This is a genomic window from Kitasatospora sp. NPDC092286, assembly GCF_044755565.1.
Classification (GTDB): Bacteria; Actinomycetota; Actinomycetes; order Streptomycetales; family Streptomycetaceae; genus Kitasatospora.
Map to the genome: position 1 here is coordinate 194,622 of NZ_JBIVRD010000002.1, position 15,874 is coordinate 210,495.

General features: G+C 75.0%; 13 protein-coding genes and 1 pseudogene. 11 read left to right on the plus strand and 3 right to left on the minus strand.

What is annotated here, in order from left to right:
- Window positions 1-32 precede the first annotated feature (32 nt).
- The 8 genes and pseudogenes from allB (at window position 33) to ACIQIB_RS03650 (ending at window position 9,656) form a co-directional block, all read left to right on the plus strand.
- Complete coding sequence (gene allB / locus ACIQIB_RS03615; RefSeq protein ID WP_400756463.1) at window positions 33-1,409, plus strand: allantoinase AllB; 1,377 nt, start codon at window positions 33-35, stop codon at window positions 1,407-1,409.
- Window positions 1,406-2,458, plus strand: a pseudogene (gene alc / locus ACIQIB_RS03620) (allantoicase); the annotation flags it as partial. The gene allB and the pseudogene alc, both read left to right, overlap by 4 nt.
- Before the next feature lie 421 nt (window positions 2,459-2,879).
- Window positions 2,880-3,659 (plus strand): IclR family transcriptional regulator C-terminal domain-containing protein, encoded by a 780-nt coding sequence (locus ACIQIB_RS03625; protein ID WP_363606437.1) that lies wholly within the window; start codon window positions 2,880-2,882, stop codon window positions 3,657-3,659.
- Between the two features lie 203 nt (window positions 3,660-3,862).
- Window positions 3,863-4,834 carry a metal-dependent hydrolase gene (locus ACIQIB_RS03630; RefSeq protein ID WP_363606439.1) on the plus strand — a complete coding sequence of 324 codons (972 nt, stop codon included), beginning with the start codon at window positions 3,863-3,865 and terminating at the stop codon, window positions 4,832-4,834.
- Window positions 4,835-4,930: 96 nt separating this feature from the next.
- On the plus strand, window positions 4,931-6,016 hold the full coding sequence (locus ACIQIB_RS03635) for a PDR/VanB family oxidoreductase (protein WP_400649497.1): 1,086 nt from the start codon (window positions 4,931-4,933) through the stop codon (window positions 6,014-6,016).
- Between the two features lie 14 nt (window positions 6,017-6,030).
- A complete protein-coding gene (locus ACIQIB_RS03640; RefSeq protein ID WP_400756465.1) occupies window positions 6,031-6,897 on the plus strand; it encodes a M24 family metallopeptidase in 867 nt (288 codons plus the stop codon).
- The gene (locus ACIQIB_RS03645) at window positions 6,894-8,618 is read left to right on the plus strand and encodes an SDR family oxidoreductase (protein ID WP_400649491.1); all 1,725 of its coding nucleotides are present in this window, start codon (window positions 6,894-6,896) and stop codon (window positions 8,616-8,618) included. The genes ACIQIB_RS03640 and ACIQIB_RS03645 overlap by 4 nt, the downstream gene beginning before the upstream one ends.
- 123 nt (window positions 8,619-8,741) lie before the next feature.
- The gene (locus tag ACIQIB_RS03650; RefSeq protein WP_363606445.1) at window positions 8,742-9,656 is read left to right on the plus strand and encodes an SDR family oxidoreductase; all 915 of its coding nucleotides are present in this window, start codon (window positions 8,742-8,744) and stop codon (window positions 9,654-9,656) included.
- Here ACIQIB_RS03650 and ACIQIB_RS03655 read toward each other — a convergent pair.
- Entirely contained in the window at window positions 9,647-10,633 is a 987-nt protein-coding gene (locus tag ACIQIB_RS03655) for a helix-turn-helix transcriptional regulator (RefSeq protein ID WP_400756466.1), read from the minus strand. The two genes, ACIQIB_RS03650 and ACIQIB_RS03655, sit on opposite strands and share 10 nt — an antisense overlap.
- Before the next feature lie 122 nt (window positions 10,634-10,755).
- Here ACIQIB_RS03655 and ACIQIB_RS03660 point away from each other — a divergent pair, with 122 nt between their 5' ends.
- The 3 genes from ACIQIB_RS03660 to ACIQIB_RS03670 all read left to right on the plus strand — a co-directional run bounded on the left by ACIQIB_RS03660 (window position 10,756) and on the right by ACIQIB_RS03670 (window position 12,108).
- The gene (locus ACIQIB_RS03660) at window positions 10,756-10,971 is read left to right on the plus strand and encodes a cold shock domain-containing protein (RefSeq protein WP_363606447.1); all 216 of its coding nucleotides are present in this window, start codon (window positions 10,756-10,758) and stop codon (window positions 10,969-10,971) included.
- A 70-nt stretch (window positions 10,972-11,041) separates the two neighbouring features.
- Window positions 11,042-11,665 carry a LysE family translocator gene (locus tag ACIQIB_RS03665; protein ID WP_363606448.1) on the plus strand — a complete coding sequence of 208 codons (624 nt, stop codon included), beginning with the start codon at window positions 11,042-11,044 and terminating at the stop codon, window positions 11,663-11,665.
- Between the two features lie 149 nt (window positions 11,666-11,814).
- Window positions 11,815-12,108, plus strand: coding sequence for a hypothetical protein (locus ACIQIB_RS03670; RefSeq protein WP_363606450.1), 294 nt, complete (start codon window positions 11,815-11,817; stop codon window positions 12,106-12,108).
- Window positions 12,109-12,114: 6 nt separating this feature from the next.
- On the opposite strand, the gene ACIQIB_RS03675 is transcribed toward ACIQIB_RS03670, so the two are convergent.
- Window positions 12,115-13,344 (minus strand): XdhC family protein, encoded by a 1,230-nt coding sequence (locus ACIQIB_RS03675; protein ID WP_400756467.1) that lies wholly within the window; start codon window positions 13,342-13,344, stop codon window positions 12,115-12,117.
- Between the two features lie 163 nt (window positions 13,345-13,507).
- Window positions 13,508-15,874, minus strand: a complete 2,367-nt coding sequence (pucD, locus tag ACIQIB_RS03680) for a xanthine dehydrogenase subunit D (protein ID WP_400756602.1) — start codon at window positions 15,872-15,874, stop codon at window positions 13,508-13,510.

The window sequence follows — 15,874 nt, forward strand, 5'->3', positions numbered from 1 at the left end:
TCTCCACCCGTCCCCAGGTTTCGGAGGTTCAGATGCCCCTCAGCGAGACTCCGCCGCACCCGGCGGTGATCCGCTCCCGCAGGGTGGTCCTGCCGGACGGCGAACGCCCCGCCGATGTGCTGATCCGGGACGGACGGATCGAGCGGGTCGCCGCGCACGGCTCGGCGCCCGTCGACGGCCGGCCGGTGACCGACCTCGGTGACACCGCCCTGCTCCCCGGCCTGGTCGACACCCATGTGCACGTGAACGAGCCGGGCCGGACGGCGTGGGAGGGTTTCGCCACCGCCACCCGGGCCGCCGCGGCCGGCGGCGTCACCACGATCGTCGACATGCCGCTCAACTCCGTTCCGCCCACCACCACCCCCGACGGCCTGGCGGCCAAACGGCGGACCGCGGAGGGCCAGGCCTGGGTCGACCTCGGCTTCTGGGGCGGCGCCGTCCCCGGCAACGTCCCGGACCTCCAACCGCTCCACGACGCCGGGGTGTTCGGCTTCAAGAGCTTCCTCGCACCCTCCGGGGTGGCCGAGTTCCCGCACGTCGAGCAGGCCGCCCTGGAGGCCGCGCTGGCCGAACAGGCCCGGATCGGCGCCCTGGCGATCGTCCACGCCGAGGACCCGGCCGTCCTGGCCGCCGCGCCCCAGCGGCCCGGCGCGCACTACCGCGACTTCCTCGCCTCCCGCCCGGCCGCCGCCGAGACCGCCGCCGTCGCCCGGCTGCTCGACGCGGCCCGTCGCACCGGCGCCCGGGTCCACATCCTGCACGTCTCCGCCGCCGCCGTGCTGCCGCTGCTGCGCCGGGCCCGCGAGGACGGTGTCCGGGTGACCGCCGAGACCTGTCCGCACTACCTCACCCTCGCGGCCGAGGAGGTGCCGGACGGCGGCACCGCCTTCAAGTGCTGCCCGCCGATCCGCGACGAGTCCAACCGCGACCGGCTCTGGGAGGCCCTGGCGAACGGCGAGTTCGCCGCGGTCGTCTCGGACCACTCGCCGTCCACCCCGGACCTCAAGCTGCTGCCCGAACTCGGCGGCAGCGGCGACTTCGCGGCCGCCTGGGGCGGGATCGCCTCCCTCCAGCTGGGCCTGCCCGCCGTCTGGACCGAGGCCCGCCGACGCGGCCACACCCTCGCCGACGTGGTCCGCTGGATGGCCGCCGGCCCGGCCGCGCTGGCCGGTCTGACCGGCACCAAGGGCGCCATCGCCGCCGGTGGCGACGCCGATCTGGTCGCCTTCGACCCCGACGGCGCGTTCGCGGTGCGCGCCGCCGAACTGCACCACCGCAACCCCGTCACCCCGTACGCGGGCCGGACGCTGACCGGCACCGTCCGCACCACCTGGCTCCGCGGCCGGGTGGTCGACCCCGCCGCCGAGCCCTTCGGCCGCCAGATCACCCGACCCCAGGAGCCGAAGTGAGCACCGTCCACACCCCGAGTGCCCCGTTCACCGAGCTGGTCGACCTGGCGTCCCGGCTGCTCGGCGCCGGCGTCGTCGCCACCAACGAGGACACCTTCGCGGACGCCGAGAACCTGCTGGTCGCCCGGCCCGCCGAGTTCCGCCCGCACACCTTCGGCCACAAGGGCCAGATCATGGACGGCTGGGAGTCCAAGCGCCGCCGCGGCGTCAGCGCCGACCAGCCGCACCCCGCCGACGACGACCACGACTGGACGATCGTGCGGCTCGGCGCCGGCGGCGTGATCCGTGGCGTGATCGTCGACACCGCCCACTTCACCGGCAACCACCCGGAGAGCGCCTCGGTCGAGGCCGCCTCGGTGCCCGGCCACCCCTCGCCCGAGGAACTCCAGGCCGCCGCGTGGGTCGAACTGGTGCCGCGCACCCCGCTCCGGGGTGACACCGCGCACGAGTTCGCCGTCGACAGCCCGGCCCGCTTCACCCACGTCCGCCTCAACATCTTCCCGGACGGCGGCGTCGCCCGGCTGCGGGTGCACGGCGAGGTGCTGCCCGACCCCCGTGAGCTGGACGGTCTCACCTTCGACCTGGCCGCCCAGGAGTACGGCGGCGTGGCCGAGGCGGCGTCCGACCGCTACTTCTCCTCCCCGCACAACCTGAACGCTCCCGGCCGTGCCTCCGTCATGGGCGAGGGCTGGGAGACCAGGCGTCGGCGCGACAAGGCCAACGACTGGGTGCGGATCGCCCTGGCCGCCGGCGGCGAGGTCCTGGCCGTCGAGGTGGACACCACCCACTTCGTCGCCAACGCGCCCGGCTGGGCCGACCTGACCGGCTACGACGCCTCCGCGGGCGGCGACCCGCCCGAGGACGCGGCCGGCTGGTTCGAGCTCCTGCCCCGTACCCGCCTCCAGCCCGACACCCGGCACCGCTTCCGGCTCGACGCCGGCCGCCCGGTGACCCATGTGCGGATCAACGTCCACCCGGACGGCGGCCTGGCCCGGCTCCGGCTGACCGGTCGGCTCACCGAGGCGGGCCGCGCCGCCCTCGCGCTGCGCTGGTTCGACGCCGTCCCGGCCGCCGAGGCCGTCGCCGCCCTGACCGGGGCGGGCCTGGCCGGCGAGGAGGCCGCCGCGCTGACCGCCGCCCGCCCGCTGTCCGGCCGGTCCGCGGCCACCGCCGCCGTCGCCGCGCTTTGGCCGGCGGACCGCGCGGATGACGGCGCGAACGGCGGTCCGGACGACGGGTACTCCGCCCGCCGCCGCGCGGCCGTCCGGAGTCTGCTCGGAATCTGACCGTCCGACACCCCGGGTGGATGCCGCCGGACCCCGGCGCGGACGTAACGGCCGGGCCGGTGCCAGTCAAGTCCTTCGTGCAACCTCCACCAATATTGGCGGAGGACAACTGCCGGAGCCCATGGGTGGCTAGGCTGGAGAAGCTCGCGGGTGGTTTCGCGGGCGGACATCGGAAGGGGACGACATGTCGACACCAGCCCCGGGTCGTCACGCCACGCTGGACCAGGGCGAGCCCGGTCCGTTCACCTCCCTGCAGCACGCCCTCAGACTGCTGGAGGCCGTCGACCGGCACCCCGACGGCGCCACCCTGGTCGCTCTCGCCCGGGAGACGTCCCTGGCGCTGCCGACCGTCCGCCGGCTCGCCGAGATCCTGGAGATCGAGGGCTATCTCCAGTGCCAGGACGGCGGTTGGGTGCTCGGCGGCACCTTCGCGCTGCTCGGCCAGCACAACCGGGAGCAGCTGGTGCGGGCCCGGCTGAACCGCAAACTCGCCGAACTGCGTGACGAGTTGGGCGCGGCGGTGTACTTCAGCCGCTACCACGACGGCGAGCTGTCGGTGGAGGCGGTCGCCGCGGCCGACGACGCCCCGGCGGTGCAGGAGTGGGTGGACTTCCGGGCCACCGCGCACGCCAGCGCGATCGGCAAGTGCCTGCTCAGCCAGCTCGACCACGACGCCCGCCGGGACCACCTGTCCCGGCACCCGGTGGCCCGGCTGACCTCCCGGACGGTCGTCGACGCCGACCAGTTGATGCACCGGCTGGAGCGCCAGCCCGCCACCGTGCCGGTGCTGGACTTCCAGGAGTACGCGCTCGGCACGGTCTGTGCCGCCGTCCCGGTGACGGCGGGCAGCACCGTCGGCTGCCTGGCCACCTCGATGCCGGTCGGCAATGTGCACCGGCTCAAGGCCGCCGCCGAACTGCTCGCGGCCCGTGCCGCGCCGCTGATGCTCGCGATGGCCGTCTGACGGCCCAGCGGTCGCCCGTACCACGAAGCCCCGCCGGCCGAGGCGGGGCTTTGGTGTTTCCCGGGGTCCGTTCCGGCGCACATCACTTATTAGACTTGATGTCGATAAGAGTGTCGAAACCCTTGAAGCGGGGCTCTACCCGCGAGTAGGTTGCCCTGGAACCGAGCGCGAGCCACCCGCCCCCCGGTCAGGAGGCCCCAGCCATGCCCCGTTCCACCGCCCCCGTCCCCGGCGTCCCCGCGGTCCCTACCGCCCCCGCCGTGACCGCCCCCGCCGTGACCGTCCCCGTCCTCGCCGGCCCCGCCGCCCGGGTCCACGAGAGCCTCGTCCTGGAGCCCCGGGACGTGCGCTTCGACTGGTCCGGGCTGCCGCTGCACTGGATCCCCGACGAGCCGGTGGCCACCCACATCATCAACGTCCTGCACCTGCTGCTGCCCGAGGGGGAGCGCTGGTTCGTCAAGGTGTTCAAGGAGGCCCTGCCGCTGATCCGGGACGAGCAGCTGCGCGAGGAGGTGCTCGGCTTCATCGGCCAGGAGGCCATCCACGCCGAGGCCCACCAGGAGGTCCTGGACCACCTGCTCGGCCAGGGCCTCGACCCGCGCCCCTACGTCCGTCAGATCGCCTGGCTGTTCCGGCGCGTCCTCGGCGACCGGCCCGGCCTGACGCCCGCCCAGCAGCGGGAGAACGTCATCGAGCGGGTCGCCTTCGTCGCGGCGATCGAGCACTTCACCGCCTTCCTGGGCAACTGGGCGCTCAACTCCCCGGGCCTGGACCGCGCCAAGGCCGACCCGACCATGCTCGACCTGCTCCGCTGGCACGGCGCCGAGGAGGTCGAACACCGCAGCGTCGCCTACGACCTGATGGTCCACCTGGACCCGGGCTATCTGCGCCGGATCCGCGGCATGGCCGTCTCCGGACCGCTGCTGGTCCACCTCTGGGTGCGCGGCGCCCGCTTCCTGCTGGCCGCCGACCCCACCCTCGACGGGCGGCTGCGGCCCAGCTGGCGCGAGGCGGGACGGATCGCCCGGCGCGGGCTGCTGCCCGACCCGGTCGCGTCGCTCCGCTCCGGCCTGCGGTACCTGCGGCCCGGCTACCACCCCACCCAGGAGGGCTCCTCCAGCCAGGCGCTCGGCTACCTCGCCACCTCCCCGGCCGCCCGCGCCGCCGCCCACTGAGCCCGCCACCGGCCGGGCCGCCTGCCGCCCGTGCCACCAACCGCCCGTGCCACCCGACGCCCGAGCCACCCGACGAGAACGGGGACCGACCGCCCGATGGACCTGCGCACCCCGCCCCCCGACCTCTACGGCCGCCCCCGCGCCGACCGGTTCATGCGGCGCCTCACCGCCTTCGGCGACCGCTACACCCCGGCCCTCGCCGGCCCGCTGCTGCGCCGCAACCCCCGGCGCCCGCCCGGCCGCCCCACCCCGCCGCTGCAACTCGTCGTCACCGGCCGCCGCCAGGTCGCCGCCGACGTCGTCGAGCTGCGGCTCGCCGACCCCTCCGGCACCGCGCTCCCGCCCTGGCAGCCCGGCGCACACCTGCGCCTCGCCCTGCCCTCCGGCCGCGAGCGCCACTACTCGCTCTGCGGCGACCCGGCCGACCGCGCCGCCTACCGGATCGCCGTCCGCCGGCTGCCCGCGGGCGGCGGCGGCTCGGTGGAGATCCACGACGAACTGCACCCCGGCAGCCGCCTGACGGCCCGCCGCCCGCGCAACGGCTTCGCGTTCTGCGCCGAACCGGCCGTGCTGCTGCTGGCCGGCGGCATCGGCATCACCCCGCTGCTGCCGATGGCCCGCGAGGCACGGCGGCACGGCCTGGACTGGCGGCTGCTCCACGTCGGCCGCAGCGCCGACACCCTCCCGTACACGGACGAGCTGCGCGCCCTCGACCCGCACCGCGTCACCCTGCGCACCGACGACGAGCACGGCGTTCCCACCGGCGCCGAACTGCTGGCCCACGCCCCGCGCGGGGCCGCCGTCTACTGCTGCGGACCGGCCCCGATGCTCGCCGCCGTCCAGCGCGCCCTGGACGAATCACCCGCCGCCGCCCTGCACTTCGAGCGGTTCGGTGCCGCCCCGGTCACCGACGGCGAACCGTTCACCGTCCGCCTCGGCGCGACCGGCCCGGCGCTGGACGTCCCCGCCGACCGCTCCGCCCTGGACATCCTCCGCGAGACCCGCCCCGACCTGCCGTACTCCTGCCACCAGGGCTTCTGCGGCACCTGCGAGGTCCGGCTGCTGGCCGGCACCCCCGACCACCGCGACCGCCGCCTCACCCCCGAACAGCGTGCCGCCGGCGCCCTGCTGCCCTGCGTCTCCCGGGCCGCCGAGGGCGAGACCCTGGTCCTCGATCTGTAGCAAGGAGCCCCGTCGTGGCCGAGCCCCCGTCCTTCCCGTTCACCGCGCACGACCTCGCCCGCTTCCGCGAGACCCAGCAACTCGCCTACCACTGCGCCGAACAGGTCGCCGCCTGGATCGAACCGGGCGTCACCGAGCGGCAGGCCACCGCGGAGCTGCGCCGCCGCCTGGTCGCGGCCGGTGTGCGGGACTTCTTCCACATCCCGTTCGCCTGGTTCGGCGACCGGACGGCGTTCCGGCACTTCCACACCCCGCTCCAGTTCTTCGCGGGCGGCCGGCGGCTGGCCGAGGGCATGCCCTATGTGCTGGACTGCGCACCGGTGGTGGACGGCTACACCGCCGACATCGGCTACGGCGGCAAGGTCGGCGAGAACCCGGTCTGGGACCGTCTCGCCGCCGACCTCAAGGTCTACCGCGAGCTGATCCTCGCCGAGGTCCGCGCCCGCAAACCGCTCGACGAGGTGTACGCGGCGGTGGACGCGCAGATCGCCGCGCACGGCTACGACAACCGCCACCAGGTCTACCCCGGCCGGGTGATCGGCCACCAGGTGACCAGGACGACCACCCGCGGCCCGGCCGGGGTGAACGTCCTCGGCTTCGGCGTCCGGACCCTCCAGACGCTCGGCCGCGAGCTGATCGGCGAACGCCTGCACGGCCGTTCACCGCTCTGGGCGGACGGCCGGTCCTCCCGGCACGCGCCGACCCCGGGCCTCTGGGCGGTGGAGCCGCACATCGCCTTCCGCGAGGTGGGCATCAAGTTCGAGGAACTGCTCGTGGTGACGGACGACGACGCGTACTGGCTCGACGACGACCTGCCGCACGTCCGGCGCTGGACCGTGCGGGAGACCCCGCAGCAGACCGCCCAGGAGGCGACCCGATGACGACGACCACCCGCCGCCGGACCGTCCGCTCCGGCGGGCTGCCGCTCGCCGTCTTCGAGGACGGCGACCCGGCCGCCCCCACCGTCCTGCTGGTGCACGGCTACCCGGACACCCATGTGGTCTGGGACGACATCGCCGCCGACCTCGCCCGCGACCACCACGTGGTCCGCTACGACGTGCGCGGCGCCGGCGAGTCGGGCGCGCCGGCCACCCGCGACGGCTACCGGCTGGAGCACCTCGCCGCCGACCTCCTCGCCGTCGCCGACGCCGTCAGCCCGGACCGCCCGGTGCACGTCGTCGCCCACGACTGGGGCTCGCTGCAGTCCTGGGAGGCCGTCACCGCGCCCGGCGCCGGGCAGCGGATCGCCTCCTACACCACCATGTCCGGCCCCTGCCTGGACCACCTGGGGTACTGGCTGCGCGAGCGCTACCGCCGGCCCACCCCGCGCCACCTGCGGCAACTGCTCTCCCAGGGCGTGCACTCCTGGTACATCACCGCCTTCCACCTGCCCTTCCTCGCCCCCGGCGTCTGGCGGCTCGGCCTCGCCCGGGCCTGGCCCCGGGTGCTGCGCGACCTGGAGGGCGTCACCCCGCGCCCCGGCCACCCGCAGCCCACCCTGCGGCGGGACGCCGTGCGCGGCATCGAGCTGTACCGGGCCAATATGCGCCCCGCCCTGGGCCACCCTCGCGAGCGGCCCACCGAGGTGCCCGTCCAGCTGATCACCCTCACCGAGGACCACTACGTCGGAGAGTTCCTCTCCGAGGGGCTGGAGCGCTGGGTGCCGCGGCTGACCCGCCGTTCGCTGCGCGCCTCCCACTGGTCCGCCCTGCTGGAGAAGGGGTCCGCCGTGGCCGCCATGGTCCGCGAGTTCACCGCCCGGGTCGACGCCGGACAGCCCGGCGCGGCCCCGGACCCCGGCCGGCTGGTCGTCGTCACCGGCGGCGGCAGCGGCATCGGACGGGCCACCGCGCTCGCCTTCGCCGAGGACGGCGCCCGGGTGGTGGTCTGCGACCTCGACCTCGCCGCCGCCGAGCGCACCGCCGAACTCGCCGCCCTGATCGGCCCGCCCGCCCACGCCTACCGGGTGGACGTCAGCGACGGCGCCGCCGTGGACGCCTTCGCCCAGCAGGTCGCCGCCGAGCACGGGGTGCCCGACGTGGTCGTCAACAACGCGGGCATCGGCCACTCCGGGACGTTCCTGCAGACCACCGAGAAGGAGTGGCAGCGCGTCCTGGACGTCAACCTCTGGGGCGTGATCCACGGCTGCCGCGCCTTCGGCTCGCTGATGGCCGAGCGCGCCGAGGGCGGCCACATCGTCAACCTCGCCTCGGCGGCGGCCTATCTGCCCGCCAAGGCGCTGACCGCCTACGCCACCAGCAAGGCCGCCGTCTTCATGCTCTCCGACTGCCTGCGCGCCGAACTGGCCGGGCACGGCATCGGCGTCTCCACGATCTGCCCCGGCATCGTCAACACCAACATCACCCGCACCTCCACCTTCTCCGCCACCACCCCCGCCCAGCAGACCGCCAAACAGGCCCGCGCCGCCAAGCTCTACGCCCGCCGCGGCTTCCCGCCCGAGAAGGTCGCCGCCGCCGTCCTGCACGCCGTCCGCACCGGCAAACCCGTCGTCCCCGTCACCCCCGAGGCGAAACTCGCCCGCCTCCTCAGCCGCCTCTCCCCGGGCCTGCTCCGTCTCGCCGCCCGCCTCGACGTCACCTGACGGCAGGCCTCGCGGCCTCCCACGGCGCTTCTTCGCACTACCGCGGGGAATCCCGACAGGAGGTGTCGGGATTCCACGGCAGCATCGGCGGGGTCGGAGCGAGCACGAGGGAAGGAGCAGGGCATGACACAGCCACTGAAGGGCAGGGTCGCGCTGGTCGCGGGGGCGACGCGGGGGGCGGGGCGGGCGATCGCCGTCCAGCTGGGGGCCGCGGGGGCCACGGTGTACGGGACGGGGCGCAGTGCCGAGGGGCACCGGTCGGAGTACGGGCGGGCGGAGACGCTGGAGGAGACGGCGGAGCTGGTCACGGCGGCCGGCGGGCGGGGGATCGCGGTGCGGGCGGACCACCTGGTGCCGGCCGAGGTGGCGGCGGTGGCCGAGCGGATCGACGCCGAACAGGGCGGGCTGGACATCCTGGTCAACGACATCTGGGGCGGCGAGCAACTGTTCGCCTGGGACCGTCCGGTCTGGGAGCACGACCTCGACAAGGGGCTGCGCCTGCTGCGTCTCGCGGTCGAGACGCACGCCGTCACCAGTCACCACCTGCTGCCGTTGCTGCTGCGCAGGCCCGGCGGGCTGGTGGTGGAGATGACGGACGGCACCGCCGAGTACAACGCGAACCGCTACCGGATGTCGTTCTTCTACGACCTCGCCAAGGCCTCCGTGCTGCGGATGGCGTTCGCACTGGGGCACGAACTCGGCCCGCGCGGGGCGACGGCGGTCGCCCTGACGCCCGGCTGGATGCGCTCGGAGATCATGCTGGAGCACTTCGGCGTCACCGAGGAGACCTGGCGCGAGGCGACCGAGCGGGAGCCGCAGTTCGGCATCTCGGAGTCGCCCGGCTATGTCGGCCGGGCGGTGGTGGCGCTGGCCGCCGACCCGGACGTGGCGCGCTGGAACGGGACGTCCCTCTCCAGCGGCGCCCTGGCCGGGGAATACGGCTTCACCGATCTGGACGGCAGCCGGCCGGACGCCTGGCGCTACCTGGTGGACGCGGAGACGGCGGAAGGGCCGCTGGACCCGGCCGGCTACCGCTGAGCGGAAACGCCGTACAGGGCGGCGGTGCGGGCCGCCGCCTGGGCCAACCGCCTTCGCAGCGGCGGCGGTTCGAGCACCTCGGCCTCCGGTCCGAGCCGCAGCAGCTCGTCGTAGGCGACCTCCAGTGATTCGACGGGGAGCCGGACGGTCACCCAGCCGTGGCCGTCCGGCTCCCCGGCGGTGGCGAGGGCCTGCCGGGCGGGGACGGGCTCCAGCAGCCGGGGGAGCAGCTCGGTGCCCAGCGGGCTCAGCCGTACCGTGACACTCTCCCGCAGCAGGGACCGGGCGAACGCGGCCGCGCTGGCCTCCCAGAACGCCCCGAGGTCGAACTCCTCGTCCCGCTCGAAGCGTTCGGGCAGCGGCTCGGCGCTCTCCAGCCGGTCCACCCGGTACACCCGCGGCTCGGTGGCACCCTCCGGGCGGGCCACCAGGTACCAGGTGCCCGCCTTCAGCACCAGCCCGTACGGCCGCAGCGTCCGCGCCACGGTCTCCGTCCGCTCGGCGGCCCGCCGCCGGTAGCGGGCCCGCAGCAGCCGCTCGCCCCAGACGGCCCGGGAGACCTCGGTGAGCAGCGGGGGAGCCGGCGCGGTGCGGAACCAGCCGGGCGCGTCCAGGTGGAACCGCCGCACCCCGGCGGCCGGCGCCTCGCCGAGTTCGTTCAGCACCTTCAGCCGGGCGGTCAGTGCCGGGTCGGCGAGCCCCATGTCGCCCAGCGGGCCGGGCAGTCCGGCGAGCAGCAGCACCTCGGCCTCGGCCCGGTCCAGCCCGGTCAGCCGGGTGCGGTAGCCGTCCAGCAGCCGGTAGCCGCCGGCCCGCCCGCGCTCCGCGTACACCGGCACCCCGGCCTCGGCGAGCGCCAGCACGTCCCGCTGGACGGTGCGCTCGGACACCTCCAGTTCGGCCGCCAGCTCGGCCCCGGTCATGGTCCGCCGCGCCTGCAGCAGCAACAGCAGCGAGATCGCCCGCGCCGCCCGCATCCGCTCCGCCTTTCCCTCCCGGTCGTCCCGCTGATGCCCGATCCTAGGACGCGCGCCCCACCCCCACTGCACCGATCATGGGTGCCACAGGGCCATCACCCGGCGCGAGCGAAGGAGCACCCATGGCCACCGGCACCGTGAAGTCCTACAACGCCGACCACGGCTACGGCACGATCACCCCCGACGACGAGGGACCCGCGCTGTACGTCTACTTCGACTCGATCCTGGGCGCGCGCGAGGACGGGGGCGCGCGCGGCCTCGCCGTGGGCCAGAAGGTGGAGTACGACCCGACCGAGCAGGAGGGCCGGCCGGTCGCGGAGCGCGTCCGGCCGCGGTGAGCCCGGCGCCGGGACCGCGTGCCGGGGCCGTGTGCCGGGGCCGGGAGTCGGGAGCCTAGGATCGAGGCCCATGGAGATCTCGACCGCCCTCTGGTCCTTCGCCCTCGTCGTGGGGCTGCTCACCCTCACCCCCGGTCTCGACACCGCGCTGATCCTGCGCACCTCCGCGCTCGGCCACCGCCGGCAGGCGTGGGGCGTGGTGCTCGGCATCCAGACCGGCACGCTGATCTGGGGCACCCTCACCTCGGCCGGGGTGACGGCGCTGCTGACCGCCTCCCATCTGGCGTACGAGATCGTCCGCTGGGCCGGGGCCGCGTACCTGGTCTGGATGGGCGTGGGGATGCTGCGCAGCCGGGGCGCCGAGCCGGCGGCGGACGCGGTGGGGCCCGCGGACGGCGGTTTCGGGTACGGCTGGCGGCGCGGCACGCTGACCAATCTGCTGAACCCCAAGGTCGGCGTCTTCTATGTGGCGATGCTGCCGCAGTTCATCCCGGCGGGCGCGCCGCACTTCGCCACCGGTGTGGCGCTGACCTGCGTGCACGTCGTGGAGGGGGTGCTCTGGTCGACGGTCCTGGTGGGCTTCGCCCAGGTGGTGCGCGGCTGGCTGCGCAGGCCCGCCGCGCGCCGGGTGCTGGACCGGGTGACCGGTGCGGTGGTGGTCGGCTTCGGGCTGAAGCTGGCGGTCTCCGAGTAAGGCCGTGTGGCGGGCCGCAGAGCGGGGCAGGGGCGGCGACCGGGCAGCGTCACCCGGGTGGTGGCCAGCGATGGCCGCCCCGGGCCGGTCCGGGCTGCACTGGAGGCGACACGGCCCCGGCCCGGCGGGCCGGAGACAGGAGCGGCCCCATGGCCATCATCGCGACGTTCGAGTTCCCCGGGGTCGGTCTGGCCCAGTACGAGGAGGCCGTGGACCGGCTGACCGGCGGTGCGGGCCTCAACGCGCCGTCCGACTGGCCGGTGCGCGGGCTGGTGCTGCACACGGCGGGCCCGACGCCGGACGGCGGCTGGCTGGTCACCGACGTGTGGGAGTCCCGGGAGGCGTTCGAACACTATGCGGCGGTGCTGATGCCGATCCTCCAGGAGGTCGGCATCCCGGCCGTGCCGCCGCTGCTCTGCCAGGCCTACAACGTGGTGACCTGAGCGCGTTCAGGCCGCGTGCGACCGCGGCTTCCCGGCCCCGGCCCCGTCCGTTCGCGCCAGGTCGTGGTGGATCGGCCCGCTGCCGGAGCTCAGCGGCCGGCAGCCGCCGCCGCGGCGGTGGGCGATGATCTCGGCGGCCACCGAGACGGCCGTCTCCTCGGGGGTGCGGGCGCCGAGGTCGAGGCCGATCGGGGAGCGCAGCCGGGCGATCTCGGCGTCGGTGAGGCCGGCCTCGCGCAGCCGGGCCAGCCGGTCGTGGTGGGTGCGGCGCGAGCCCATCGCGCCGACGTAGCCGACCGGCAGCCGCAGGGCGCGTTCCAGCAGCGGGATGTCGAACTTGGCGTCGTGGGTGAGGACGCAGAGCACCGTCCGCCCGTCGATCGCCGCCGCGCCGTCCGGGAGGGCCAGCTGGGAGTCGAGGTAGCGGTGCGGCCAGTCCACGACGACCTGGTCGGCCTCGGGGAAGCGGCGTTCGGTGGCGAAGACCGGGCGGGCGTCGCAGACGGTGACGTGGTAGCCGAGGAACTTGCCGATCCGCACCACGGCGGCGGCGAAGTCGATGGCGCCGAAAACCAGCATGCGGGGCGGGGGAACGCAGGACTCGACGAAGACGGTGACGCTGCCTTGCTCACGGACGGTGGCCGGTTCACGTTCGCCGCAGGGGCGCCCGTCCAGGCCGAGGACGACCCGGCCGGTGCGTCCGGCGTCCAGCATGGCCCGCGCCTCGGCGGTGATCGCGCGCTCCAGCGCGGTGAGGCGGTGCGCGGCGGGGCGCGCGGGGGAGAGGGAGCCGTGGCGGGTGTCGGCGGTGACGGCGAGGGCGGCGCCGACCAGCCCGCCGGGGCCGGCGATCACCCGGGCGAGGGCCACCGGGGTGCCGGCGGCGATGGCCGCGATGCCGGTGTCCAGGGCGGGGTCGGTGCCGGGGGTGACCGGCTGGACGAAGACGTCCAGGACGCCGCCGCAGGTCAGGCCGACCGCGAAGGCGTCCTCGTCGTTGTAGCCGAACCGCTTCAGCACCGGTTCGCCGGAGGCGAGGGCGGCCCGGCACAGCTCGTACACGGCGCCCTCGACGCAGCCGCCGGAGACACTGCCGACCGCCTCGCCGGCCGCGTCCACGGCGAGGGCCGCCCCCGGGTCGCGCGGCGCGCTGCCGGCGACCCCGACGACGGTGGCCACGGCGAAGGAGCGCCCGGACGCGTGCCAGGCCCGCAGCTGCTCGGCGATGTCCTGCATGTCGGGGAACTCCTCGCGCGACGAAGTCGGGGCGGGCCGGAAGGGCCGCCGTACGGGAAACGATTCCGGCCCGGCGACGGTGCGGCCGGCGCGCGGTTAGTCGGCGACGGCCGAGCCCCCAGGACGGCCGCGGCCCCGGGGACGTTCGGGCCGGCCCGCCGGGCTACCGCGCCCCGGGGGCCTCGGTGGTCAGGTGCTCGGGCCGGACCGGGATCCGGTGCAGCGCCAGCCCGGTGGCGTCGCGGATGGCGGCCACGATGGACGGCGTCGCGGAGACGGTCGGGGCCTCGCCCACCCCGCGCAGCCCGTACGGGGCGTGCGGGTCGGGCAGTTCGAGGAGCTCCACCGGCATCGGCGGGGTGTCCAGGATGGTGGGGATCAGGTAGTCGGTGAAGGAGGCGTTGCGCACCTTCCCGTCCTTGACGACGATCTCCTCCATCACGGCCAGGCCGAGCGCCTGGGCGCAGCCGCCCTGGATCTGGCCGACCACCGAGAGCGGGTTGAGCGCCTTGCCGACGTCCTGGACGGCGGTCAGCTCGACCACCTTGACCAGGCCGAGTTCGACGTCCACGTCGACGACCGCGCGGTTGGCGCAGAAGGAGTACTGGAGGTGGCCGGAGCCCTGCCCGGTCTCCTTGTCGAACGGGACGGTCGGGCGGTGGTGGTGCTCGCGGGTGAGGTCGATCGCGTCGTCGCCGAGCAGGTCGACCATGGCCACCAGCGGGCCGGCCGACGCCGAGACCACCGTTCCGGCGCTCAGCGTGAGGTCGTGGTGGGTCCAGCCGTAACGCCGGCGGCCCTTCTCGATCAGCGCCTGCCGGACGGCCTCGGCGGCGAGCTTGACCGCGCCGCCGGTCATGTAGGTCTGCCGGGAGGCGGAGGTCGAACCGGCCGAGCCGACCTCGGTGTTGGCCGGCTGGATGGTCACCTGCTCGACGCCCAGCTCGGTGCGGGCGATCTGGGCGTGCACGGTGACCCCGCCCTGGCCGACCTCCGCCATCGCGGTGTGCACCATGGCGACCGGCTCGCCGCCGATCACCTCCAGCCGCACCCGGGCGGTGGAGTAGTCGTCGAAGCCCTCGGAGAAGCCGACGTTCTTGATGCCGACCGAGTAGCCGACACCGCGCACGATGCCCTCGCCGTGCGAGGTGTTGGACAGCGCGCCCGGGAGCCGCCGGATGTCCGGGCGGTCGGGGTCCAGCGGTGGCGGGAGCGGCATGTCCTTGACGCGGCGCAGGAGTTCGGCGACCGGGGCGGGTGAGTCGATCCGCTGGCCGGTGGGCAGCCGGTCGCCCTCGGCCATCGCGTTCAGCCGCCGCAGCTCGACCGGGTCCATGCCCAGGGCGGCGGCCAGCTTGTCCATCTGCGTCTCGTAGCCGAACGCGGCCTGGACGGCGCCGAAGCCGCGCATCGCCCCGCAGGGCGGGTTGTTGCTGTAGAGCGCGATGGCGTGCATCCGCACGTTCGGGATCACGTACGGGCCGTGGCCGAGCGAGGCCGCGTTGCCGACCACGGCGGGTGAGGAGGAGGCGTACGCACCGCCGTCCAGCACGATCCGGCAGTCGGCGAAGACCAGCCTGCCGTCCCGGGTGGCGCCGTGCTCGTACGTCATCCGGGCCGGGTGGCGGTGGACATGGCCGAAGAAGGACTCGTCGCGGGAGTAGACGATCTTGACCGGCCTGCCGGTGCGCAGCGCCAGCAGACCGGCGTGGATCTGCATCGAGAGGTCCTCGCGACCGCCGAAGGCGCCGCCGACGCCGGCCAGGGTGAGCCGGATCCTCTCCTCCGGCAGGGCCAGCACGGGGGCCATCTGCCGGCGGTCCACGTGCAGCCACTGGGTGGCGATGTAGAGGTCGATGCCGCCGTCCTCGGCGGGCACCGCCAGGCCGGACTCGGGGCCGAGGAAGGCCTGGTCCTGCATGCCGACCTCGTAGCTGCCGCTGACGGTGACGTCCGCCATCGCCCGCACCTCGTCGGTCACCCCGAGGCCGGAGACCAGCCGCTGCTCGTGGCAGATGTTGCCGTGCCCGTGCGACCTGTACTCGTGCGGCTCGTGCACATGGCCGTGGGTCTCCGGGTCGAGGCACTGCTCCTCGGTGGTGATCGGGGTGAGCACCTCGTACTCGACCCTGATCCGCTCCACCGCGCGGCGGGCCGTCTCCGGGTGGTCGGCCGCGACCAGCGCGATCGCCTCGCCGTGGTGGCGGACCTTGTCGATCGCCAGGACCGGCTGGTCCTGGATCTCCAGGCCGTAGTACTTGGAGCCCGGGATGTCCTCGTGGGTGAGCACGGCGTACACCCCGGGCAGCCGCAGCGCCTCGGAGACGTCCACCGAGCGGATGGTGGCGCGGGGGTGCGGCGAGCGCAGGGCCGTACCCCAGAGCATGTCCTCGTGCCACAGGTCGGACGAGTAGGCGAACTCGCCCCTGACCTTCAGCGCGCCGTCCGGGCGCAGCGGCGAGCCGCCGACGCCGTCCCCGCCGGTCTGCCGGATGTCCTGGAGGTTCTTCTGGCCCCGGAGGGTGCGCAT